The following is a 23238-nucleotide window of genomic DNA, read 5'->3' as shown; positions in this document are numbered from 1 at the left end:
CGAGATTTGATAATTAAGTTAAGATTTTTATCCTTACAGTTACAAAATTTCAAGTAGGAAGTCTCAGTTTGCAATAAGCAAAAGCCCTTTCTCGTTCGGGGCTTTCAGATTTCATACTTTAGCATTCTGACTTCATTTCTGCCTTCTGCGACTGCTTACCGATCACTATCTTTGTCCCATGTCCGACATCCAGCTGCCGAATGCCTTCGAGTCTCAGATGATTTCTCTTTTGGGAAAAGAAGAATTCGGAGAATTCAAAGCCGCAGTCAACCAATCTCCTCGTACCGCAATTCGTCTCAATCCGGCAAAGCCACTTACCCCAAACTGGCCCATGACTCCAATTCCATGGTCAGAACATGGCTTTTTTTTGAAGGACAGACCCAGCTTCACCCTTGACCCCGCATTTCAGGCCGGGGCTTATTACGTGCAGGAAGCCTCTTCCATGTTTATAGAGCATATTCTCCATAGCCTTCAGATTCCTAAAGGAATTTATCTCGATTTGGCAGCCGCACCCGGTGGAAAAAGCACTTTACTTTCTACCTTTTTGGGAAACGAAGGGATGTTGGTAGCCAATGAAGTCATTCAATCCCGTGCTCAGATTTTGAAGGAAAACGCTATCAAATGGGGTTTGGGAAATATCATTGTGACCAACAACGACCCAGATCACTTTGAGCCTTTGGAAGGTTTTTTTGATTTGGTCTTGGTGGATGCGCCCTGTTCCGGAGAAGGGATGTTTCGAAAAGATCCTCAAGCCAGGGAAGAATGGTCTCCCGATCATGTAATGCTGTGCTCTTCCCGGCAGAGGCGAATCATGGACAAAGCCGGTGCTTTGGTTAAGGGAGGCGGATACTTGATCTATTCCACCTGCACTTTCAACGAGCAGGAAAATGAGGAAATGGTCAAATTTCTTACAGAGGAATTCGCTTTTGAACCCGTTCAAATTCCACTCGATCCGAGTTGGAATATCGTAGAATCTCAGGTGGAAACGCCCGACGGGAGATTCTTCGGATATCGTTTTTTCCCGCATAAAGTAATAGGTGAGGGCTTCTTTATCACAATTCTAAAACGGCCAGATTCCGCTTCTTCCCAAGAACCTGGAAAGATAAAAGACTTCAAACACGCAGTTTTGAAATCCATCAATGAGCGGGAGGAAATTGGCTTTGATTCAGAATTAGGCTTTCAAGGGAAAGGGAAATATTACAGTCTCAACGACTCAATTTTTAGGATCGATCAAAAATTCTTCAGGCATTTTGAGCGCATTGCCTTGCATCTAAGTTTGCGTTACTTTGGAGTTGAGCTAGGCAAAAAACAGAAAAATGACTGGATACCTTCGCACGAATGGGCTTTGTCCACTTTTCCTAAAAATGGATTCGCTACTTACGAACTCCATTTGGACCAAGCATTGGATTTTCTCCGAAAAAACGATCAGGAAATAGATGACTTGCCCCTTGGCTGGGTATTAATGACCTATCAAAACCTCCCGCTTGGCTGGGTCAAGAATCTCGGCAATCGCCTGAATAACTACTTTCCGAAAGAGTGGAGAATTAGGATGTAGTTAGTACTATTGCTTAATGAAATGGAATCTTGCCCAACGCTTTCGATGGCGTGGTTCATTTCCGATACTAAGGAAAGGTCCAACGTAAGTAAGCCTTTCAACCCGTACTTCATGAATTCCGCTTTCAAGATGGCTTATGGGGATAGTTCCAAAGAATGCTTTTTGACCCGTAAGACCAGAGGTGATAGGAAACCAATTTTCAGTTTGAATTAAGGAGTCATTTAGAAAAATTCGGTAAGTGTCCTCTACTTTTTCCAAAGCACCCCATTGAAGTGTATCAAATTTACCGGCTAAAAGAACCTGAAGTTTGGGTAAGTCCAATTCATCCCTGGAATATCTTGCTAGGTACAGGTTTAACTGATCAGAATTTACCGACTTAGTTTCGGTCCAGACCCTGGGGAATCTGACAGGAACGGAATTATACTCTTCAAAATACCGGGATTGCTCTGGCCAATCATAAAACTCTTCCTCAAGGTTTGAAATTGGCTGATATTGGGAAAATCCAGTTAAATCAGACAATACAAAAGGTATAGCTGCAAGAAACAGACCCAACGAAAAGGAAAGTGTTGTCCATTTGCCTAGGTGGCTTGTGTAAACAGCACCAATGGTTCCATTCAATCCGGCAATCATAGTTTTTGAAATTCCTGATTTATTTAAAATCAAAACAACCAAAAAAAGAACAACAAAGGAGACCATGAAAACAAAGTATATAATTTGAAAATCGAGCTGAAAAAAAAGATAAACTATGATTAATAGTATTAGGTAAACAGTGATAGAAAAAAGGGGAATCGCAATGGTCAAGGGATAACCATAAGCCATACTACACCAGCGCTCCAGTTTAAGAAGAAAGTGATTGGGGTGTTTGTATTCTACATTTTGAGAAAATTTAAAAAGCTTTCCTTTTAAAACACCTTCTGGAAATGCATAGGTAATCCCCAACATTCCCGCCCACATAAACCGAAGAAGTAAATGGGAAATCAAGAAAATCTTGAATACAGAAATGATCAATGAAAAATACAATATAACCAGGAGGGCGGGAATTTGCTCCAAGCCATAGTCCTGAATCAAAACTACCGAATATTCAAAAAGACGGGATGGAATTATGAATAAAACTGCCAAGGAAATACCTGAGATAATTACTTCAGGCTCCCAGCTATTCTTTTGCAAGTTTTCCAACCAAGTCAGATCATGCTGTTTTTTAATACCTGCGTCTTCCATTAGAAAATATTTCAGTTTCTAATTTGCTGAATTTTAATCCATTCCAAAACTTTTTCCTTTGGAAGTTTCTCTACGGTTCTTCCATCTTTTCCGGTCATATTCTCTGCAGCAAAAAGTGAATTGATAATTGCTTCTTCAGTCGCTTCGATTACCGCCAGAAAGAGCGCAGTCATGTCATCATTTCCAATAAATTCAGCTTTTTGAAGTGATTGGGCTGGAATAGAATGAGGAATCCGAAGTCCTTCGGCTGTAGAAAAAGCAATGACATAATCCCCCGAACCATTAGAAGCAATCCCACCGGTCTTTGCTAATCCCATCATTGCTCGCTGAGCCATTCGTTCCAGGTTTCGCTCCAAAACCGGAGCATCAGTGGCCACCACAATCATGCAACTGCCATCAGATTTTTCTAGTGCATCCTTGAAGGGATATTTTCCCAACTTTTCTCCGACGGGAACTCCCGCAATCTGCAGATTTCCGCCAAAGTTGGTTTGTACCAATACTCCGACGGTGTATCCACCCAGACTTTCCGGTAATCTCCTTGACGAAGTTCCAATTCCACCTTTCCAGCCAAAGCAGACCGTGCCCGTTCCGGCACCGACATTTCCTTCGGTCACAGATCCCACTTTGGCATTTTGAACAGCTTCAATGACTTCATCCGAGGAAATGTGCATTCCTCGGATATCATTCAAATAACCATCATTGGTTTCACCAACTAGTGCATTAACAGATTGGACAGTTTCATTTCCTGCCTGCGCCAAAGTGTACTTGACGACTCCCTCAATTCCTGCCGCTACACTTAAGGTATTGGTGAGAATGATCGGAGATTCCAGCGTTCCCAGTTCCTGAACTTGGGTGACCCCCGCAAGCTTGCCAAAGCCGTTTCCTACAAAGATTGCTGCAGGTACTTTTTCCTGAAAAAGATTACCGTAGTGAGGTAGAATTGCAGTTGCGCCAGTGCGGATATTTTCACCTTCAATCTTCGTGAAATGCCCCACTTTCAATCCTTCTACATCAGTGATCGAATTAAGCGGCCCCGTGGGCAAAATGCCAAAGGGAACACCTAATTCGCGGGGTCGGTTTTGGGAGAAACCAATCATAAAAGTAAAATTCAACAGGAATAATAAAAGACTTTTTTTCAATTATCAGTCCTTTCGTTTTTCAACTCGGTTAAAAAATCAGCTAAATCGATGTATTCTCCTGTTTTTCCAACTTCAATAGCATTTGCAAGGGATAAATCTTCAGCTATTTTGCTATCAATTATAGAAAACTCCACGCCAAGCGTTTTTGCTAGTTCTTTAATTTTCTCTAAACTTTTTGGAGACTTACTTTTTAAAATGATCGCTTCCATTACCTTATGATTTTTTCTAAATATACCCAAAAGCTCCCAAAACCATATAATTGAAGATGGGTGAAATAACTAGTGTTTTTTTTAAGCATTGATGAATTGACTCTTAATTTTTCAATTTTCCATCCCGATAATCATCGGGACAATATTCCAATTATAACTATCTTAAGCTCCCTTTACAACTAGAATTTATTCATGCTCAAAAAACAACGATACGAGGCTTTTATCACCCACTTTTCAACCAACATGCCGATTGCTGAAACGGAACTTCAATACGAAAATCCCTTTCAGCTTTTAGTCGCCGTCGTCCTTTCTGCCCAATGCACTGACAAACGGGTAAACATCGTAACCCAGGAACTTTTCAAACATTTTCCCACAGCCGCACACCTGGCGGCCACACACTTTGATGAGCTTTTTCCCTACATCCGCTCCATTTCCTACCCAAACAATAAAACCAAACACTTGATCGGCCTAGGGAAAATGCTGATGGAGGATTTTAATGGAGAAATACCCTCCACTGTTGACGAACTGGTGAAGCTACCCGGAGTAGGCCGCAAAACCGCAAATGTCATCACCTCAGTCGTCTGGAACCAACCAAATATGGCCGTCGACACCCATGTCTTTCGAGTTTCACGTCGACTCGGGCTTGTTCCGATGACAGCTAACACTCCGCTGGAAGTGGAGAAGCAATTGATCAAGCATATCCCCAAACAACACATTCATATTGCCCATCATTGGTTGATTTTACATGGTAGATATGTCTGCCTCGCTAGAAGACCAAAATGTGAAGAATGTACACTCACTCATTTTTGCAAGTATTTTGAGAAAACCCAACTCAAAATGGCAAAGGAAGGAGCGAATCCATAATGTGCGGGATTCACCTCATTTGGGGCAAAGGCGCCAATAAAACAGCCATTCAAAAACTAGTATCAAGTTCCCGTCATCGAGGACCTGATCAGGAAGCGATTTATTCCCCTTGGGCAGGGCTTTGGATCGGAGTAAATCGTCTTAAAATTCTCCATCCGGGACCCGATGCAGATCAGCCATTTTGGTCGGGTGATGGAAAAAGTCTCCTCATCTTCAATGGTGAGATTTATAATTTCCATGAACTACGGAAGTTACTTTCAAAAATGGGAATTGAATTTATCACGCAGTCTGACACTGAGGTATTGCTTCATTACATCCGCGTTTTTGGAGCCAAAGGGCTGGAAAAACTGAATGGAATGTTTGCCCTCGTCTATGTCGATTTGATTAGTAAATCAGTCTTGGTCGCAAGGGATCGTAATGGCGAAAAACCACTCTATTACGCTCAAAGTCCAGATAGATTAGTCATTTCCTCCGAGGTTAGAGGGATTGCATCTCTTCAAAACCACGCCCCGGATTGGGAGCAGGTGGAACACTATTTTTATTTCAGGGCACCTTCTCCAGGTAAAACTTTTCACAGGGGAATCAGTGCATGGAAACCCGGTCGATATAGTACGCTTTTCCGACATGACACTTTCCGTTGGGACACGCTGCCTATGCCAAAGGTTGAAAAGGAAGTTCCCAGCCAAAAAGCCTTTACCAAACTTTTGGAAAAAGCGGTTTTGAATCATTTTCATGCCGATGTTCCTGTCGGAGTCCTGCTCAGCGGAGGTGCTGACAGTACTTTATTGTACACGCTTTGGTATAAAAAAACAGGAACTCCGCTCCCAGCTTTTACTATTCAGGTAGAAAAAAAATACCGCACGAAATACGCCGATGGAGATCATTCGATCCGTTTTGCAAAGCAAATTCCGACGCACCATCACCTGATAGACATAACCCAAAAAATCTTTCTGGAAAACTGGGATGAATACCTTCAATCGGTAGACCTTCCAATTGGCGATTCCGCTGGTTTTTTGACTTGGATGATTGGTAAAAAAGCTAAATCACATGCCAAAGTCATGATTTCCGGCGCAGGTGCGGATGAGCTTTGGGGTGGATATCAGCGGCACCAAGCTTTTTCCAGATATTGGGATCAGCATTCATTTTGGATCAATTGCGCAGGTTTTTTTGGGAAATTCCCTTTTGGTAGCAATTGGAAAAAGTTCTTGTCAGGTATTCGGCAAGACCCAAATCATACCTTTCTTAATTTTTCTACCCTACAAAATCCACCTCAGGAAATTATGGGTGACTATGAGCGGATATTTAATCCAAAACTACCGGAATACAAGCGAATGCTGGACTTTGACCGACAGGGTTATCTCGTACAGGATGTTCTGAAAGTTCATGATAATGCACTCATGGCACACGGAATCGAAGGTCGTTCTCCATATCTTGATGTATCCATGCTTAAGCTTTGGCAGCAAGTAGAGGACCCCGATTTACTCCTTGGTAAGCCATGGATTAAAAATATCCTTCGGGAAAACGACTTGGGCTGGATAGCCGATCGTAAAAAATTCGGATTTGGCTTGCCTCTGAAAGAATGGCTAAGCGAAAGTAATGAATTCTCCATGCGAGTTTTTCATTCTCTTAGGGAATTTGACCAAAGCCATGGGCAGTACCTTTCTGCTCCTGTCCGTCAACTCTTGCAAAAACCAGAGAGTGGTGTCAAAACACAATTCTTGGCGATATATAATCTGTTTCTTTTGGCAGAATGGTCGAACTTGCGTCTATGAAAGTGATCTACATCCATCAGTACTTTCGGACGCCCGATCAAGGTGGGGCGGTTCGATCTTATCACCTTGCCAAAGGCTTGGTGGAAGCTGGAATTGGCGTAGAAATGATCACCTCACATGAATTACCTGACTATGATCAGCGATGGATTGATGGAATTCGAGTTCATTATTTGCCGGTGAATTATGATCAAAAATTCGGCTTTTTAAAGCGCATTTGGGCGTTTTGGCAGTTTGTCGTGAAGGCCAGAAAACTAGTCAAAAAACTTCCCAGACCGGATTTACTCTATATCACATCCACCCCTCTCACTACTGGATTGATCGGACTTTGGTCAAAGAAAAGGCTGGCTTTGCCGTATATTTTTGAAGTTCGGGATCTTTGGCCGGAAGCTCCGATACAGGTGGGTGCAATCAAAAACCCGTTGACCAAGAGGTTACTTTATGAACTGGAGAAACGGATTTATGATCAAGCTTTGAGTTTGGTCGCACTTTCTCCGGGTATAGCAGCCCATTTGCAGAAGATCAGCCCAAAGCGAGAAGTAGCATTGATTCCCAATTTTTCTGATTTGAATGTCTTTTATCCAGAAGAAAAAAACCAAAAACTCGCTCAGCAACTTGGACTTTCTATTGGACTGACCATCGCCTATACTGGTGCACTTGGACAAGTGAATGCGGTGGAAGAACTTTTGGAATTAGCCGAAATGGCTCAAAATCAAAAGAAAGACTGGAATTTCCTGATCATGGGTACAGGAAGTCACGAGGAAAATCTGAGGAAAATCGCTCACTCAAAAAGCCTTTTGAATGTCCGATTTATCCCTTTCGGCCCAAAGGAAAAAGTAAATGCAGTTCTCAGCCTTGCAGACTTTGCATGGATATCTTTTGCTCATTTGCCAGTCCTCAAAACCAACAGTCCCAACAAGTTTTTTGATGCCTTGGCGGCAGGAAAGGCTATTTTGGTCAATCATAAAGGTTGGGTATTTGACTTGGTGAAAACCCATGAACTTGGGATTTCCTGTTTACCCGGCAGGATGAAATCAGCTTTTGCAAAGCTGGAAAACCTGGCCGACAACCCTGCTCAATTAGAACTGATGGGAAAAAACTCAAGAAAACTTGCCGAGACGTATTTTTCAAAGGAAATCGCTGTGAACCGACTATTGGAAGTGATCAATCCTACTGATGACAGAAATTTGAATAAAGGTGAAAGTGAAAGGTCGTTCCGAGTAAGAAACATTTAGGATTTACAGAAAAAGAATGGCGGGGCTTAGGAGCTTAAATATCAATCATATCCTACCTATTAGCACTTTTTTTTAACCGCAAAGATTCTGAAGAGAGAAAAGTTAGTATCAATCTATTTTCGAACTCCAAGGCTTTGTGAAGGATCAATCCTTTTCACGACAAATAAAGGATTTGTGAATCAGTATGATCCCTTGCACACCTTCAAGAGAAAGCAAAAACAGGGCTCCCTACCTTCTCGGTCGATACCCGGACTGCCTGAAAATCTTCTCAACATCAGATTCCATCATCAGCACTGCTAGATCCATATCCTGATAGGATCGGTAATCATCCACGATGTTCCATCCCAGCCATCGGCCTAGTCTTCCAGGAGCTTTGGTAGAAATCGCATCAGTAAAAGGAGCCTCTCCGATGTATTTGCGGATTTCAAATGGGTTGGTTTCGTAGAGTAATTCATTCTCCACAAAATGAGACCAGATGTACTCTTCATTGTCAAAGCATTCAGCAATTTCTTCCGGAGAATAACCGATGATGTACTGATCCGAGGTACAAGGCATGATAGACTTAACAAAATGATAGGCCTTGCCATAATAGATCATTTCCGAAAGCAAGGTGTTATCCGCCGGGTTGGTGATATTGTACTTGGAGGAAATCGCCAGCACAATCATGGGTACGAGGAACTTTTTCTCATATCGTACTGCCATGTATCGCGCGATGTCGGGTTGGAATGTATGATCCGCCGGAAGAAAATAATCCAAACCGATGACAATCATGTCTTCAGTGATGAGCAAATCCGAATTGAATCCGGAGACAAAGGTGTACACCTTGGGAACTTTAAAATCGGGAAAATAATATTTGATAGCCTTGAAAGATGCTTCAAGTTCGTTTTCAAGATCGGAAATGTCCGCAAATTCAACCTTGACAGAATCATACAAAACCCGCAAAGAAGAATCCTGATGAATCTCCAGAAGACTGGGAGCAAGTGAATCCGGTGAAAAATAAACACTCTCCTGAAGGTAAAATTTCGCAAAATCAGGGTACTTATCCAACAAAAAAAGAAAGTCCTGAGCGGTTTTAGCTCCGAAAAACTCATCTTCCAGTCGGGTAATATTCACCTCCAAGTCTTGATCCAAAATGTCAGGATCAAGTTCACATGTCTCGCTTTTTTTGCCGCAGGCAAAAGCTAAAAACAATACAGGAATAAGAAGAGCAATTCGATTTAGCCGCATGAGATTGATGTTTCGAGTTCAAAAATAAGCAATCCAAGTTTAATCCATCCAAACGCATCTACTGACCATTTGGTATTACTTGCCCGAATTCTTCATTGCTACTTCCAGCACTTATTCCTTATTTTTCCGTGTGCAAAACAAATGGATCACCGGGCTGGCATTTTTCCGATACCTGACTTTTCAAAAAGTCATGAATTACCTCCTGCTCAGAAGTTCCTTTTATTTCAGCCAAGTGATTCGAAAACCCCTCATGTGGGGAAGGCCGACGACCTTGAGCATCGAACCAACCACTAGTTGTAATCTGCGCTGCCCAGAGTGCCCTTCTGGTTTGAGGTCATTTTCCCGTCCGACCGGAATGTTACAAGAACGGCTTTTCGAAACTGTAATCGACCAAGTAAAAGGTCATCTCTCCTGGCTTCATCTTTATTTTCAAGGTGAGCCATTTTTGAATCCCAGATTTCTGGAGATGGTCCGATATGCTGATTCAAAGGGGATATTCACCTCCACCTCCACCAATGCCCATTATCTTGAGAAAAAGCAGGTTAAAGAAATCCTGAAAAGTGGACTCAAGCAATTGATTGTGTCAATGGACGGCATTACACAGGAAGTGTATGAGCAATATCGAATAGGAGGAAATCTCGCCAAAGTTGAGCAGGGTCTTCAATTGCTAATTTCAGAGCGAAAAAAAGATGACTTTCAATATCCCAGAATTGTCCTTCAATTTTTGGTCACAGGACAAAACGAACATCAGCTTCCTGCTTTGAAAAATTGGGCAAAAACAATGGAGGTAGATGAACTCCAACTCAAAACCACCCAGATTTACGATTTCGAGAACGGCTCTGACTTAATTCCAAAAGACTTGGGTTATTCTCGTTATGTTCCTGTCGGAAATGGAAAATGGAAACTGAAAAAACAACTCGAAAACAAATGCTGGAGAATGTGGGAAGGCGCCGTAGTAACTTGGGATGGAAAGGTGGTTCCTTGCTGTTTTGACAAGGATGCTAGCCATGTAATGGGGGAGCTCAAAACTCAATCAATGAGCTCAATTTGGAATTCATGGCCTTATTTCAACTTTCGGAAGCAGCTATTGGCAGACCGAAGAGAGATCGAGATTTGCAGGAATTGTACGGAGTAGGGGATCATTTAACGAGAGATTTTCTCTGTTTCTCTTTCAAAAAACACTTTTCCTACCCGAGAAATGTGATCCACTAATTCAGAATTCTCAATTTTTTTCAAAATGGATAAGTCAATTTTCCATGGCAAAAGCAAATCATCCAAATCATTTTCAACCCCAAAAAGCAGGCTTAAGTCTAAATCTTCACCTTCCAAAGTTAAATCAATGTCTGAAGAAGGCTGAAAATTCCCTTTAGCTCTAGAGCCATAGATGATTGCGCGATTAATCTGATTGTATTGATTTAGCACTTTCGAAATCGCTTGAATATCCTCTTCTTCCAATCCAAATTTCATGAGTTTATAATTTGATTTTTATCGGTCACACCTGCCTGCCAGCAGGCAGGTGGAATCTCGCATGGTGACCCCGATAGCCATCGAGGCATCCCAGTGTGTGACTTTTTAGTCATGCCTGTCTGCCTCAGGCAGGCTCGATTTCATTTTTTCAATTCCTTTTTGAAGATTTTAACTTGTTCATGACTTTCTGGAAATTCAAAAAGGCATGATAATATTCCTCCAAAATTTTCACGAATATCTCATCCGCAATTTCCTCATTATAAGTATGGGAAGTTTTATTCCTGCTATTGATCATGTCCATCCAGATTTTCCCATCAGTGATTAATTCTACATCGAATGCTTCTCTCGTTGCATCTCTCGAACCAAATAGACCTGAAACACCTCTTACCTCAAGGAAATCTTTCAAAACATTCCAAGCTAGTTCATGTGTGTATTCAAAACGTTGAATAAGACCTTCTTTAATTAAATCATCTCCTTCTAAAAACTTAACTCGATCAAGCTCCCCGTTTGAATAATATTCCTTTTTTATCCTCAAAACGGCCTCACCAAGCTTTTGAAAAGCTTTATTAAAATTATTAAACCGTTGTTCCCACCTGATATCCATATTAGTTTTCAAACGGACCAAATAATTCATGAGATTTAATCCCCTAAATTTCAATTCGAAATTTAAAAATATCCAAATTATTGTTCAAATCCTTGATTCCGGATCTAACCCAAAAGGGACTTTTTGGACCTATATTTGGTAGAATTAAGAAATTGATGGATTTTTGATAACCGTAATTGCCCGATATACACCCGGAATAGTCTTTTAGATCATGATTTTAAACATAAGAATCTGGTATTTTTTTGCCTTCATCGCATTGCTGATTGTATCAGTTCCATCCAGCTTTGCTCAGCAAAACATTGACCTGACAACCATTAAAGTTGATGATTTGAGCGACGAACAGGTTGCCGAATTGGTGAAAAGAGCCAATGAGGCAGGCTTAGGAGTGGATGATTTTCTGCAAATGGCTCAACTCCGGGGAATGCCCTCTGTAGAAGTCGAAAAACTACGAAACAGAATTGGGGACCTTGACCTAAGCGGATCTGCAAAAAGGAGTACGAATGCCTCTCGCAGAGAGCCAAGGCAACAAATGGACTTTAATGAGATTACCCGAGGACTTTATCAACCTCAGGATGAAATCCAAAATCTACCTTCTGGAAACGAGATATTTGGCAGTTCCCTTTTTTACCAAAAAAACAGGCGTTTGAGTTTCGAACCAAGCCTCAACCAAGCCACTCCCCAAAGTTACATTTTAGGCCCCGGAGACGTGATATTTGTTGACATCTACGGTCAGTCTGAGCAATACTACGAGGCCACAGTAAATCCGGACGGATTCGTGATCTTGGACAACATCGGCCCTGTTTCAGTTTCGGGAAAGACCATCACCGAAGCAACCGGAATCATCAAAAGCAGAGTTTCCAGGTATTATCCGGGTCTTTCCGGAGCCAACCCAAAAACTTTTTTACAGGTGACTTTGGGAAATGTCAGAACGATAAAAGTGAACATTCTGGGCGAAGTTCGATTACCTGGCACCTTTACCCTTAGCGCTTTTTCCACCGTATTCAATGCCCTTTATTCAGCAGGTGGTCCGAATGACAACGGCACCATGCGAGCAATTAAAGTGATCCGAAATAACAAGCCCATTGCAGTCGTCGATGTGTATGATTTGTTGATCAACGGTACTGCAAACCTCGATATTCAACTTCAGGATCAGGATGTAATATTGGTTCCTCCATTTGAGTCCAGAATAAAAATAAACGGGGAGGTAAAGCGTCCAATGACTTTTGAAATCACCGCAGAGGACACGTTTGAAAACCTGCTAAGTTATGCCGGAGGATTTACCGATTTGGCATTTAAAGATCGGGTTGCCATCTCCCGAATTACCGGAAATCAGCGCTCGGTTTCAGATGTGTATCAGAACCAGTTTGGGATGTTTATCCTGAAAGGCGGCGATGAAATCTCCGTCAGCAAAATTCTGAATCGCTTCAGCAATCGAGTTCAGATCAGAGGTGCCGTATACCGTGAGGGTACTTTTGCGCTTTCTGATGGGTTGACTTTATCTCAATTAGTGAATAATGCAGAAGGACTCCGAGGCGATGCCTACACCGAGCGAGCAAGTATTCTGCGAACTAAAGCTGATCTAAGCACAGAAATGATTGAGGTCAATCTAAAGAATGTCCTCGCCGGAACCGCACCGGATGTAATTCTACAGCGCGAAGACGTAATTCGCATTTCCAGCATTTACGATGTTCAGAATGAGCGCTATGTTCAGATTTTGGGAGAAGTGAAAAAGCCAGGAACCTATCCTTATTCTGAATCCATGAAGATCGAGGAATTGATCATTTTGGCAGGTGGACTTCAGGAGTCAGCCAATTCGCAGGACATTGAGATCGCAAGAAGATTGGAGGATTCTGACTTAGGTACACTTTCAGATATTATTCCAGCACGCGTAAATCCAGATTTATCCATCAGTTCGGATTCTCCGAGTTTGCTTCCTTTTGACCAAGTTATTATTCGAAAGCGAGCAAATTTCACAATGCAAAGACTTGTCTCTGTAGAAGGTCAGGTGAATTCTCCGGGTTTATTCGCTATTCAAAACAGTGTAGAGCGAGTATCTGATTTGGTGAAAAGAGCAGGTGGGCTCAATCAATTTGCTTACTCAAAAGGTGCAACTTTGATCCGTAGAACGGAGTTTTTCAATACTGAGTCCGAGCAAATTCGAAGACAGCGAAACCTTGAAGCATTGAGAATGAAGCTTATCGAAGATCCAAATAACTCCGAAGCCCAGGAAGAAATGCTTCAGCGACTTTTTAGGGATTTACCAACAACGAATTTAAGTCCAGCCGATACCGCTATCGCATCTGCCAAAAGAGAATCCTTGGATCAGATTGCAGCCGGAACTCCAGGATTTGCGGTAAAACTTAAAGAGAGTGAAGCAGTTGCAATCGACCTTCAGAAAATCATCGAAAATCCGGGATCTGAAAATGACCTGATTCTTGAAGAAGGTGATATTCTTTCAGTGCCAAAACTTCTTCAAACTGTCAGGATGCGCGGCGATGTAGTCTATCCAACGACGCTCCGTCATGAAACCGGTCGAGGATTAAAACACTACATCAATGGTGCAGGTGGTTTTGAGCGCAGAGCCAATAAAAAGCAAACCTACGTAGTCTATGCGAATGGTGCTGTGAAGCGGACCAAAAGCTTTTTCGGAATTAGAAGCTTCCCTCCGATTGAACCCGGAGCAGAGGTGATCGTGCCAACCAAAGGTCCTAGAATGCCGCTTCGATTGGGTGATGTAGTTGGTGTGACTACAGGCTTAGCGACTCTTGCCCTTGTTCTATCTCAAATCAATTGGCAATGACGGGGTCGAAGCACTTTTCGGATAATCAGTTTACGCTTAAGGAAGTCTTTCAAAACTTGGGCGAGTGGTTTTCTTTTTTTCTGTCTCAGTGGAAAATTTTAATTCTCGCGGGAATCATCGGACTTGGCCTTGGTGCTTTAGTTTCCAAATTCAAGAAACCCGTTTTCCATGCGGAAACGTCTTTTGTATTAGAAGAAGGTGAAGGGGGAGGAATTGGTCAAATGTCGGGTTTGGCTTCGCTAGTTGGCGTCAATTTGGGTTCTTTAGGAAGTACGAGTGGACTTTTCCAAGGTGACAATATCATGGAATTGTATCGCTCCGATCGGATGCTTGGAGAGACTTTACTCAGTGAATTCAATGAAAGCCAATTGCTTATAGAGCGATTTGTGGAGTTTCAGGAATTGGATGAAAAATGGGCCTCAAAGGTTGATTTTTCGTCCTTGGATTTTTCGATTACACGGGAAAATTTCACAGTTACCCAAGACTCAGTGGTCAAAGAAGTCTCCAAATTAATTCGGGAAAATCAACTTTCAGTTTCCAAGCCGGATCGAAAACTCAGCATTATTCAGGTTAGCATTTCATCGAAGGATGAGCATTTTGCGAAAGCATTTAATGAAAAATTAGTGGAAAAAGTGAATTCCTTTTACCTCGAAACTAAAACCAAAAAGACCGGCGAGAATCTCACAATTCTTCAAACGCAAGCAGACAGTGTGCGGGTGATTTTGGATGAAAGTATCGGTGCATTTGCCAGTGCGACAGACCGAGTGCCCAATGCCAATCCGCTCCTAAGTTCTGCTAATGTCGAAAGCCGCAAACGGCAAATTGACGTGCAAGCAACCGGCGCGGTGTACCAGGAGATTGTAAAAAATCTGGAAATCGCCAAAGTCAATCATCGCAACAATTCTCCTCTAATCCAGATCATCGATTCACCTAGACTTCCCTTGAATCGATCAGAGATCCGATTGGTCAAAGGGATGGTTTTAGGTGTGATCATTATGGGGCTATTGGTAATTTTTGGTCTATATTTTCACAGGCTGTACCAAAAGCATGTGCAGGAAAGCTAAACCCTAGGCTGCCATGTTTGAAAAACTAAACCTCCTCATCCCCTTCGGAAATTACATCCGAAACAAGTCCTTTCAGAATTTCCTCTTTTTGGCGGTGATCCAATCTTCCAACGTGTTGATTTCGATCATCTCTATGCCTTTACTTATACAAAGTATCGGAGTAGATCAATTTGGCTTGGTAAATCTTGCACTTTCGGTGATTATCCTTCTCAACATTCTGGTTGGATTTGGTTACAATCTCAGTGCTCCAAGAGAAATTGCCATCAACCAAGGAGACAAAGAAGCCCTTTCTCATGTTGTTTCCAATGTTTTCTCTGGCAAAATTCTCCTTGCGGTTACAGCTACTTTCCTGATTTTGGTAGGTGCTTTCGGATTCAATCTTTTCCAGGAATACCGAATGATTTTGGTGTTTTCAGTGCTTTTACTTTTTTCTGAAGCGACACTTCCACTTTGGTTTTTCCAGGGCATGGAGAAAATGAAACTGGTATCTATCGCCAATATCTTTTCCAAGCTGCTTTTCTTAATGGGTATCGTGCTGTTCATTCATTCTCCGGAGCAAAGCAAATGGGTTAACTTTCTGATGGGCTTTTTTGGGCTTGGAATAAATCTTCTGCTCTTGGCTTATATCCATTCGTTTTTAGGAATTCAATTTTACAGACCGGAATTCTCAGCTATCTGGAAAAGCCTCAAAGACAATTCCTTGCTCTTTTTCAGCAATCTGGCGAGCCATATTTCTATCAGCGGTGGACTAATCGTTTTAAGTTTTTTTGCGGGTGCGGAGACACTCGGGATGTACAGTTTGGCTGAGCGAGTGATTATGGTTTTGAGACTTTTTCCACCTTTTATTTTCCAGGCAATCATTCCAAACGCCAGTAGACTTTATGCTGAGGATTTACCTGCATTCTTTAAATTCATGAAAAGAGTGTATAAGAAAGTATTGGTTGTTGGGTTCTTTATTTCAGCAGGAGCCCATTTTGCAGCGCCCTTTATCGTTCAGGTCCTCTCAAGGTCGGCACTGGAAGAGTCCGTTTTGTATTTAAAAATTTTGGCCTTAGTGCCGTTCTTGGCTTGCCTTAATGTGGCAAATGTGACCATGATGATGGCGGCTGATTTAAGACAATTGCTGTTTAAGGCAAGTTGGCTGATGTGTGCTTTCATGATCATTTTGTCACCTATTTTGACGGCCTACTTTGGGCCAATTGGACTTTGCATAGCCATCATTTCCACCGAAATAATGGTATTCTTAATCTGTCTGGGTCTTTTATACAGACACAACCGAACCCTGTTTCATGGCTTTTATTCCTAATTCATCGGTCGCAATTATTTTGGTCAACTGGAATGGGTTTGACTTTACGCGGGCTTGTTTGAATTCGCTTCGCAACTTGGATTTTACTGATTATAAAGTCATTTTGGTAGACAATGCCTCATTGGATCAAGAAGGCAAGGCTTTAAAAAAAGCTTTTCCGGAAATTGAATTGATCGAAAATGCAGAGAATCTTGGTTTCACAGGGGGGAATAATGTAGGAATCAGATATGCGCTGGAACAGGGCTTTTCCCACATCATGCTCCTAAACAATGACACAGAAGTGGAGCCTGATTTCTTGGGAGAAATGATGCTGAAATTCCACCAAAACCCAAACTTGGGAGTTGTGCAGCCATTGATTCTTTTCCTTCATGATCCAAAAAAAATCTGGAGCGCAGGAGGAAGATGGGTTTCATCAATAGGCAGGGCGATTACGTTGGGAGATCGGGAACCTTTAGCTGATTATAGATTTAACAAATCGGAATTGGACTGGGCAACGGGCTGCTGTATGTTGATTTCAAGGGAAGCAATCCAGCACGTAGGACTTCTCAATGAACAATATTTCGCCTATTTTGAGGATGTGGAATGGTCTCTGAGATTCAAAAAAGCGGGGTTTGAAATTGCTTTGGCAGAAAAGGCAGTCATTTATCATGAAGCAGGAGCATCATCCAAAAAGACTCATTCGGAAGGCACTTTAAGCCCTCGGGTATTTTATTATAATGTTAGAAATCAATTTTTGTTGCTTAGAAGTCAAAGAATACCGGCCGGAATCGTTTATCATTTTTTTCGCTTTTTAGGTTGGACAGGATATTTTTTATTTAGAGGCAGATTCCAAAAATTGAAATCCGTCATTAAGGGAATCCGTGATGGGCTAAGTGATGATTTAGAAAGCGCAGCAAGATGGCCCTGATATTTTTCATAGTGATCGCATTGGGGGTAGGCGCGGGATTTCTGTGGGTGCTTCAGGAAATGATTTTCAAGGGAAAATGGAGCTATTTCATCTTTTTTCTGGCAGCGTTTCTTCCGTTTTACATCACCTCATTGAGTGTAATCTTCCTTGCTACTCGCTCTCCGGAGATCTTGGGGATTTTCCAGATTCTAAAGGAAGTTGTGGTATTAGTGGCCATTCTTGTTTTCATTTTCTACCAAAGGAAGGTTTTCGAATATCCTTTTCGACTTCAATCCACCGATTGGATGATGCTCGGGTTTCTAGGCATTGGATTTTTGTATTTAGTTCTACCCTTGGGTCAAGCCTCATTTATCAATAAAGCACTATACTACAAAAGCATGTTGATTCCTGGTTTCGTCTATTTTCTTGGGAGAAATACCCGATTTAGCGAAGTCGAAATTGGCTGGATTTTTAAGATAATTTTTGTAGTAGCGATAGGCGCTTTTTTGGTTAATCTGATTGAAAATTATCTCCTGCAAGCGCATCTTCAGCAATTCACCGGGTATTCGCTATACAATTACGTAATCAATGACGTCGAGCCATCTGGTCACTTTGGCTTAACGTGGACCTTTGAAACACAGGCTGTCACCAAGCGATTGGCGAGTTTTTTTTCTGATCCACTGGAGTTGGCAAGTTCGGTGCTGATGGGATTTGCAGCAGGATTGATTTGGTTTTTGACTTCGAAAAAAGAATACAGTTGGCCCTATTTATTGATCATGGCTTTTTCCTTGGGAAGCTTGGTTTTCTCAGCTTCCAGAGCTGCTTTTGGAGCATTTTTTATCATGATTTTCTTTGTAGCTCTAGTTTTCAAGCTTTACAAATTGATCGGAGCTGGTTTTTTAGCCCTAATTGGTTTTGGGATTTATGTGATTGCCTTTGCCTCAGAGGATTTTTATTTCTTTGTCATCGATACCATCACCTTTGAAAACACCTCAAGTCTCGGTCACGTGGTGGAATGGCTCTTGGCCTTGGACTCCATGGTAGCCAATCCATTGGGAATCGGTCTGGCAATGAGTGGGAATTTTGGAAGTGTGGATGAGGAACTTCGAGTTGGAGGGGAAAATCAGTTTCTGATTTATGGAGTCCAATTGGGTTGGATTGGGATGATACTGTACATTTTAGCTTTGGCCTCGGGAGTCAGAAATTCTATACGAGTGTTCCATTCAACTGAAAACACCTCGATCGCGCGAGTCGCATTTACTGGAGCAGTTGTGAAAGTTGGACTTCTTCTGCCTCTTTTCACTGCCAATGTTGAAATCTATACCTATGTCTCGTGGATCACTTGGTGGATGATCGGGTTTAGTACCAATGAGTATTCAAAATTAAAAAGCCTCAACAAATGATTTTACATACTTTTTGCCCTCTTTGTCAGTCTAGGGATTTATCTGGATACGCTATGGATACGCAAAGAAAGGGCCCACATATATCAAGAGTAAAGTGTGAAAGCTGCGGGGTTGTCTTTGCCAATCCAATGGCAGATCAGGATGAATTAGGGCAATATTATACCAAGTATTATGAAAAAGACCATTATGAATCAATTGGATATAAAGAGCTAATTCTCGGACATTTTAAAAGAATATCGACCCTTAATTATGATGGGATAATAAAAGAAGCAAGATTTCTTAATAAGCTTGAGGGCGGTACGAAATTCTTGGATGTAGGCTGTGGACTAGGTCTAGGTTTAGCTTATGCGCATCAAATTGGCTGTGAGTTATATGCCACTGAGTACGATACAGGTGCATTGGATTTTGTTCAGGAGCATTTTCAAGTAAAGACCTTTCATGGAGACATTCAGGAAGCAAATTATCCTGATGATTTTTTTGACTTTATACACATTTCACATGTGATTGAGCATGTCTTGGACCCAAGGGCATATATTCAAGAGATGAAGCGCATCCTAAAACCTGGGGGAATTTTAGCGATTGGCACACCGGATATTTCAAGCTGGCTTTACACCATTCATCGATGGGTCAATTTTCTTAGGTTTCGGATTCCTGATGTGATAGATGGATTGGAACATACTTTCATTTTCCCTAAAACTCGATTAAAAAGCCTTTGTGAGGAAGAAGCTTTAGATGTGTTGGATCATTATACCCATAATTTTGGAGAAAAAATCAGTCGCTTGCTGACCTACAAAATGCCGATTCACAAAAAGGTGAATCGATTAATTCAAAATGCTTTTCATGTAAATCAATGGATTGTTTGTAGAAAAAAATAAAATGTCGATTAGAGTTAAGTAGCATGTATTTATAATCGAGATTCATATTATAAAAAGTCAAAACAAACAGTTTGGGCTTAATCTTTGAAATCAGACAATACCAGAAAGCCTGTTCTTACATTTTCAAATGAGTACGATTAAAACCATACAACAAGAAATCCTCAATTCAGCACAGGAATCTGAAATCGAATATTTCACCTTTCACAAAAGGCGTTTTGAGCGTTTTGAGGGATTTTTGAATAATCAATTTCCTATTGATCCCCAGTCTGCAAAATTAAAAGGCTTGGACATCGGCAGTCATTATCTGCATTCTTCTATGATTTTGGCAGATATGGGTTTTGAGGTGGACGGAATGGACGTCTCTATATTTTGGGATATGGATTTTGTAAAAAAAAGAGGTGCAAAATTTGGTATTAACCCGATTGTCGAGAATGATTTGGCCAATATGCCAGAATTTCAGACGACTCATGACAAATATGATCTGATCGTTTTCACGGAAATCTTTGAGCACATCACTTTTAACCCGATCCAACTTTGGAAAACAATTTACCAAATCCTGAAACCCGGGGGGAAAATCTATATTTCCACTCCAAATTCACTTGCGCTGGCCAATTGGGCGAGGAATTTTAAAAATCTGATCACGCTACAATCGGTGGGAATCACGGTAGATGATATCATTTCCAAGGTAACGTATGGACATCATTGGAAGGAATATTCCGCACAGGAAATCAAAACCTATTTTCATACTTTATCCGATGACTTTCAAGTCACAATCAATCCTTATCACTACAAAGAACTCGATCTAAAACCTCCCTATCTGGCTTATAAAGCACTTTCAAAAATTGGAAATTTGACAAAAAAATTTGCAGAGGAACTTGAAGTGATTGTGGAATTGAAGGAGAAAAAATCCTGGAAAAAGGAATTGTCGGAGTATTGAAATATGATTCTCAATGAATTCTCATTCAGTTTTTAAAATTCAAGAAATATCTCGTGGATTTCAATTCTCCTGTTTTGTAAAGAGCTCCCATTTCTACCAGTTCCTGTAAATCACGCGTGGCAGTGGCGCGACTCGTTCCTGTAATCGTCAGGTAGTTTTTCAATCCAAGTCCGCCCTGAAATCCATCTAAACCTTCTCTGAATACTCTCTCCAAAACTTTTCTTTGACGATCATTGAGTTTTGGGTTCAAGCCATCATAAAGCCTGGTTTTGGCTAAAACAAATTCCACCAAAGCAATACTTCGCTTTTGAGCTTGGACGACTGTATTTGCAAAGTAACCAAGCCAATCAGTGATTTCAAGGTGCTTATTATTTTTTTCCAAAGAGCTATAATAGTACTTTTTGCTCTTCTCAATGGACTGAGAAAGAGAAATCAAACTTGGATAACCCAAGCCTTCGGAAAGTGCTTTTTCGGCAATAGCACGAGCAATTCTTCCATTTCCATCCTCGAACGGGTGGATACTTACAAAATACAAATGAGCTATTCCAGCTCGAACTACGGGATGCAATGGTTTCGATCCTGACTTGGATGTTTCTCTAAACCAATTCATAAATTTTTCCATTTCCCCAAAAACAGCTGAGGAGGGAGGCCCTTCAAAATGAACTATCGGTCTTCCCAAATGTCCAGAAACCACTTGCATTGGTTCCGGGCTCGATCGATACCTACCAATATCCACCAAATCCCTTCGCCCATTGGTCAACATACTATGCCAAGAGAACAACAGTTCATGGCTTAGCGATTTATCAATGGAACGATACAGATCCACCATCATTTCAGCTATTCCAAATTCGGCAGGGTTTGGTTTTTTACCTTCACTTTTTAGTCCAAAATGCCTTTGAATAGAGGACTGTACGCTTTCACGGTTAAAAATTTCACCTTCGATTTCGGAGGTCTTTAGTGCTTCATTTGTAATGATCTCAAGCATCAAGATTTGCTTATCCTCATCGGAAACCACTTTGCTTACTCCCAAAAGCTCACCTGCCAATATGAAAAATTTATCCAATTCCGCCTGCATGAAGCTCAGTTCAAATGTAAAATTCGGCCAATCTTTTGTCTCCCAATTCCAAGTCATGAGGTATATTTTCAAATTTATAACTCATAAATATGCAATATTTTGAGTTATAAATTTGAGTTTTTTAACTCAAAACAAAAATCAGCCACGAGAAAATCAAATCAATGATAAATCTGAAAGTTGAGAAGGATTCAACTCAGTTTAAAAAACCTTAACTTAAACTCGTTAAACTCACTCTTATTATGAAGCTCCTTGTAGAAGTTCCTGATGAAAAGGCAAAATCATTTCTCGAAATGCTGAATAAGCTGAGCTATGTCAAAACTGAAAAACTAAATCCAAAAGATGAGGAATTCTATGAGGGTTTGAAGGAAGCGGTGGAGGAGGTTAATCTTGCCAAACAAGGGAAGATAAAACTTAAATCCGCAAAAGAACTTCTTAATGAGCTTTGAGGTAGAAATCAACCAGATCTTAAAATCAATTCTTTGAAAGTCCTCCTCGATCTCCAATACCTCAATGTTGCCTCTACAGGGATCAAAACCTATATGATGGAATTGGCCAAAGCGGCCCGAAAATACCCTCATCCAGACATTGAGTGGATTTTTACCCACGAACCTGAAGCTCAAGCGGCCGACAAAACCTACAAGTCAGCACACACCAAAGTCCAGAAACTTAATTATCATTTGGACTATTTCCGATGGAAGGAGTTTATGCTTCCGGATATGGTGAAGAAGCACAAACCCGATGTCGTGATTTGCCTTGATTTCATTTCACCTGCGGCCTCACTTCCATGCAGGAGACTGACGGTCATTCACGATGCATTTTTCTGGCAAATGCCAAAAAACTACTCCAAATGGTGGCGAAAATATTTTACCAGTCTGATCAAAAAAGGGCTGAAAGAAAAAACAGAAATCGTCACAACCTCTGAATATTCTCGAAATTCATTACTTGAGATTCTGGGAGATACTTTTCCAATTTCTGTGGTTTATCAAGCTCCAAAAGGATTGAAAGCAGCCGCTGACCCTACTTTTTTGACCAAAAACGATCTAAAAGCCAAAGGCTATTTCCTCCACATCGGCACCTTCGACCGACGCAAAAATTTGCCTTTACTCGTAAAGTCCTATGCTGAGTTTTTGAAACAAACGGATTCTGAAAAAAAACTAGTCTTGGCTGGGGGACCCGGTGAAAGCAAGCAGATGAATGATTTGCCAACCGTTGAAAGTATAATCAAAGAATTGGAATTGGAGGACAAAGTAATTCTTCCGGGCTATATCACTGATGGTGAAATCAAAGCCCTGTATGAAGGCGCCTTTGGTTATGTTTTTCCTTCAGAAAATGAAGGCTTTGGAATTCCGATTTTAGAAGCGTTTGGATTTGGAGTTCCGGTTATTCATTCCGATCAACAAGCATTGATGGAAGTTTCGGGAGGTGCTGGACTAGCTTTTGAAACAGGTAATTCAGATGATTTGACTGAAAAAATGGTACTTTTGGACTGCGAAACCGAGCTTAGATCCCAACTCATTCAAATGGGCAAGACGAGATCTTTGGACTTTTCCGCACAAAAATTTATCGAGTCTTTTCATCAAATTATCCTGAGCCCTCCTCAATAAG

The 23238-nt window shown here is 41.3% G+C and carries 21 protein-coding genes; 14 read left to right on the top strand and 7 right to left on the bottom strand.

Going from position 1 to position 23238, the window contains the following annotated elements; genetic code table 11:
* Positions 1–178: 178 nt before the first annotated feature.
* On the top strand, positions 179–1555 hold the full coding sequence (locus ACK4HU_RS06630) for a methyltransferase RsmF C-terminal domain-like protein (protein ID WP_409804574.1): 1377 nt from the start codon (positions 179–181) through the stop codon (positions 1553–1555).
* A gap of 6 nt (positions 1556–1561) precedes the next feature.
* Here the strand turns inward: ACK4HU_RS06630 and ACK4HU_RS06625 are convergent, their stop codons facing one another.
* Genes ACK4HU_RS06625 through ACK4HU_RS06615 form a run of 3 tightly spaced genes read right to left on the bottom strand, consistent with a single transcriptional unit; the run spans position 1562 to position 4121 of the window.
* Positions 1562–2773 (bottom strand): hypothetical protein, encoded by a 1212-nt coding sequence (locus tag ACK4HU_RS06625; protein WP_409804572.1) that lies wholly within the window; start codon positions 2771–2773, stop codon positions 1562–1564.
* Between the two features lie 11 nt (positions 2774–2784).
* Positions 2785–3870, bottom strand: a complete 1086-nt coding sequence (locus ACK4HU_RS06620) for a P1 family peptidase (protein WP_409804570.1) — start codon at positions 3868–3870, stop codon at positions 2785–2787.
* A gap of 38 nt (positions 3871–3908) precedes the next feature.
* Positions 3909–4121 (bottom strand): hypothetical protein, encoded by a 213-nt coding sequence (locus ACK4HU_RS06615; RefSeq protein ID WP_409804569.1) that lies wholly within the window; start codon positions 4119–4121, stop codon positions 3909–3911.
* Positions 4122–4313: 192 nt separating this feature from the next.
* Here ACK4HU_RS06615 and nth point away from each other — a divergent pair, with 192 nt between their 5' ends.
* From nth to ACK4HU_RS06600, 3 genes are read left to right on the top strand one after another with little or no spacing between them, the layout of a single operon-like run.
* Positions 4314–4985, top strand: a complete 672-nt coding sequence (nth, locus tag ACK4HU_RS06610) for an endonuclease III (protein ID WP_409804566.1) — start codon at positions 4314–4316, stop codon at positions 4983–4985.
* Entirely contained in the window at positions 4985–6757 is a 1773-nt protein-coding gene (gene asnB / locus ACK4HU_RS06605; protein WP_409804563.1) for an asparagine synthase (glutamine-hydrolyzing), read from the top strand. Before nth ends, asnB begins: the two co-directional genes overlap by 1 nt.
* Complete coding sequence (locus ACK4HU_RS06600; protein WP_409804561.1) at positions 6754–7989, top strand: glycosyltransferase family 4 protein; 1236 nt, start codon at positions 6754–6756, stop codon at positions 7987–7989. The genes asnB and ACK4HU_RS06600 overlap by 4 nt, the downstream gene beginning before the upstream one ends.
* A gap of 228 nt (positions 7990–8217) precedes the next feature.
* Here ACK4HU_RS06600 and gldB read toward each other — a convergent pair whose 3' ends face one another.
* Positions 8218–9216 carry a gliding motility lipoprotein GldB gene (gene gldB / locus ACK4HU_RS06595; protein ID WP_409804559.1) on the bottom strand — a complete coding sequence of 333 codons (999 nt, stop codon included), beginning with the start codon at positions 9214–9216 and terminating at the stop codon, positions 8218–8220.
* A 130-nt stretch (positions 9217–9346) separates the two neighbouring features.
* On the opposite strand from gldB, the gene ACK4HU_RS06590 reads away from it, so the two are divergent.
* Positions 9347–10351, top strand: a complete 1005-nt coding sequence (locus tag ACK4HU_RS06590) for a radical SAM/SPASM domain-containing protein (protein WP_409804734.1) — start codon at positions 9347–9349, stop codon at positions 10349–10351.
* Positions 10352–10359: 8 nt separating this feature from the next.
* On the opposite strand, the gene ACK4HU_RS06585 is transcribed toward ACK4HU_RS06590, so the two are convergent.
* Entirely contained in the window at positions 10360–10683 is a 324-nt protein-coding gene (locus ACK4HU_RS06585) for a nucleotidyltransferase domain-containing protein (RefSeq protein ID WP_409804558.1), read from the bottom strand.
* 148 nt (positions 10684–10831) lie between these two features.
* Entirely contained in the window at positions 10832–11317 is a 486-nt protein-coding gene (locus ACK4HU_RS06580; protein WP_409804556.1) for a nucleotidyltransferase substrate binding protein, read from the bottom strand.
* Positions 11318–11498: 181 nt separating this feature from the next.
* On the opposite strand from ACK4HU_RS06580, the gene ACK4HU_RS06575 reads away from it, so the two are divergent.
* From ACK4HU_RS06575 to ACK4HU_RS06545, 7 genes are all read left to right on the top strand, one after another.
* Positions 11499–14087 carry an SLBB domain-containing protein gene (locus ACK4HU_RS06575; protein ID WP_409804553.1) on the top strand — a complete coding sequence of 863 codons (2589 nt, stop codon included), beginning with the start codon at positions 11499–11501 and terminating at the stop codon, positions 14085–14087.
* A complete protein-coding gene (locus ACK4HU_RS06570; protein WP_409804550.1) occupies positions 14084–15151 on the top strand; it encodes an exopolysaccharide biosynthesis protein in 1068 nt (355 codons plus the stop codon). Before ACK4HU_RS06575 ends, ACK4HU_RS06570 begins: the two co-directional genes overlap by 4 nt.
* 13 nt (positions 15152–15164) lie before the next feature.
* On the top strand, positions 15165–16457 hold the full coding sequence (locus ACK4HU_RS06565; protein WP_409804547.1) for an oligosaccharide flippase family protein: 1293 nt from the start codon (positions 15165–15167) through the stop codon (positions 16455–16457).
* Positions 16441–17364: a glycosyltransferase family 2 protein gene (locus ACK4HU_RS06560; protein WP_409804544.1), complete on the top strand. Its 924-nt coding sequence runs from the start codon at positions 16441–16443 to the stop codon at positions 17362–17364. Before ACK4HU_RS06565 ends, ACK4HU_RS06560 begins: the two co-directional genes overlap by 17 nt.
* Positions 17355–18746 carry an O-antigen ligase family protein gene (locus ACK4HU_RS06555; protein ID WP_409804541.1) on the top strand — a complete coding sequence of 464 codons (1392 nt, stop codon included), beginning with the start codon at positions 17355–17357 and terminating at the stop codon, positions 18744–18746. The genes ACK4HU_RS06560 and ACK4HU_RS06555 overlap by 10 nt, the downstream gene beginning before the upstream one ends.
* Positions 18747–18799: 53 nt before the next feature.
* Entirely contained in the window at positions 18800–19621 is an 822-nt protein-coding gene (locus ACK4HU_RS06550) for a class I SAM-dependent methyltransferase (RefSeq protein ID WP_409804539.1), read from the top strand.
* A 127-nt stretch (positions 19622–19748) separates the two neighbouring features.
* The gene (locus tag ACK4HU_RS06545; RefSeq protein ID WP_409804537.1) at positions 19749–20558 is read left to right on the top strand and encodes a class I SAM-dependent methyltransferase; all 810 of its coding nucleotides are present in this window, start codon (positions 19749–19751) and stop codon (positions 20556–20558) included.
* 25 nt (positions 20559–20583) lie between these two features.
* Here ACK4HU_RS06545 and ACK4HU_RS06540 read toward each other — a convergent pair whose 3' ends face one another.
* Positions 20584–21690, bottom strand: a complete 1107-nt coding sequence (locus ACK4HU_RS06540; RefSeq protein WP_409804534.1) for a Fic family protein — start codon at positions 21688–21690, stop codon at positions 20584–20586.
* Positions 21691–21872: 182 nt separating this feature from the next.
* Here ACK4HU_RS06540 and ACK4HU_RS06535 point away from each other — a divergent pair, with 182 nt between their 5' ends.
* Complete coding sequence (locus ACK4HU_RS06535) at positions 21873–22079, top strand: hypothetical protein (protein WP_409804532.1); 207 nt, start codon at positions 21873–21875, stop codon at positions 22077–22079.
* A gap of 33 nt (positions 22080–22112) precedes the next feature.
* Entirely contained in the window at positions 22113–23237 is a 1125-nt protein-coding gene (locus ACK4HU_RS06530; RefSeq protein WP_409804530.1) for a glycosyltransferase family 4 protein, read from the top strand.
* Position 23238 lies beyond the last annotated feature (1 nt).

The sequence above is a fragment of the Algoriphagus sp. genome, assembly GCF_046296635.1.
Lineage (GTDB): Bacteria > Bacteroidota > Bacteroidia > Cytophagales > Cyclobacteriaceae > Algoriphagus.
This window is presented reverse-complemented; position numbering and strand designations above follow the sequence as displayed.

Excerpts from the sequence above, each read along its gene's own strand:
- ACK4HU_RS06615 (WP_409804569.1), bottom strand. The coding sequence starts at position 4,121 with ATGGAAGCGATCATTTTAAAAAGTAAGTCTCCAAAAAGTTTAGAGAAA.
- nth (WP_409804566.1), top strand. The coding sequence starts at position 4,314 with ATGCTCAAAAAACAACGATACGAGGCTTTTATCACCCACTTTTCAACC.
- ACK4HU_RS06600 (WP_409804561.1), top strand. The coding sequence starts at position 6,754 with ATGAAAGTGATCTACATCCATCAGTACTTTCGGACGCCCGATCAAGGT.
- ACK4HU_RS06585 (WP_409804558.1), bottom strand. The coding sequence starts at position 10,683 with ATGAAATTTGGATTGGAAGAAGAGGATATTCAAGCGATTTCGAAAGTG.
- ACK4HU_RS06545 (WP_409804537.1), top strand. The coding sequence starts at position 19,749 with ATGAGTACGATTAAAACCATACAACAAGAAATCCTCAATTCAGCACAG.
- ACK4HU_RS06540 (WP_409804534.1), bottom strand. The coding sequence starts at position 21,690 with ATGACTTGGAATTGGGAGACAAAAGATTGGCCGAATTTTACATTTGAA.
- ACK4HU_RS06565 (WP_409804547.1), top strand. The coding sequence starts at position 15,165 with ATGTTTGAAAAACTAAACCTCCTCATCCCCTTCGGAAATTACATCCGA.
- ACK4HU_RS06580 (WP_409804556.1), bottom strand. The coding sequence starts at position 11,317 with ATGAATTATTTGGTCCGTTTGAAAACTAATATGGATATCAGGTGGGAA.
- ACK4HU_RS06550 (WP_409804539.1), top strand. The coding sequence starts at position 18,800 with ATGGATACGCAAAGAAAGGGCCCACATATATCAAGAGTAAAGTGTGAA.
- ACK4HU_RS06560 (WP_409804544.1), top strand. The coding sequence starts at position 16,441 with ATGGCTTTTATTCCTAATTCATCGGTCGCAATTATTTTGGTCAACTGG.
- ACK4HU_RS06575 (WP_409804553.1), top strand. The coding sequence starts at position 11,499 with ATGATTTTAAACATAAGAATCTGGTATTTTTTTGCCTTCATCGCATTG.
- asnB (WP_409804563.1), top strand. The coding sequence starts at position 4,985 with ATGTGCGGGATTCACCTCATTTGGGGCAAAGGCGCCAATAAAACAGCC.
- ACK4HU_RS06625 (WP_409804572.1), bottom strand. The coding sequence starts at position 2,773 with ATGGAAGACGCAGGTATTAAAAAACAGCATGATCTGACTTGGTTGGAA.
- ACK4HU_RS06535 (WP_409804532.1), top strand. The coding sequence starts at position 21,873 with ATGAAGCTCCTTGTAGAAGTTCCTGATGAAAAGGCAAAATCATTTCTC.
- gldB (WP_409804559.1), bottom strand. The coding sequence starts at position 9,216 with ATGCGGCTAAATCGAATTGCTCTTCTTATTCCTGTATTGTTTTTAGCT.
- ACK4HU_RS06630 (WP_409804574.1), top strand. The coding sequence starts at position 179 with ATGTCCGACATCCAGCTGCCGAATGCCTTCGAGTCTCAGATGATTTCT.
- ACK4HU_RS06620 (WP_409804570.1), bottom strand. The coding sequence starts at position 3,870 with ATGATTGGTTTCTCCCAAAACCGACCCCGCGAATTAGGTGTTCCCTTT.
- ACK4HU_RS06555 (WP_409804541.1), top strand. The coding sequence starts at position 17,355 with ATGGCCCTGATATTTTTCATAGTGATCGCATTGGGGGTAGGCGCGGGA.
- ACK4HU_RS06570 (WP_409804550.1), top strand. The coding sequence starts at position 14,084 with ATGACGGGGTCGAAGCACTTTTCGGATAATCAGTTTACGCTTAAGGAA.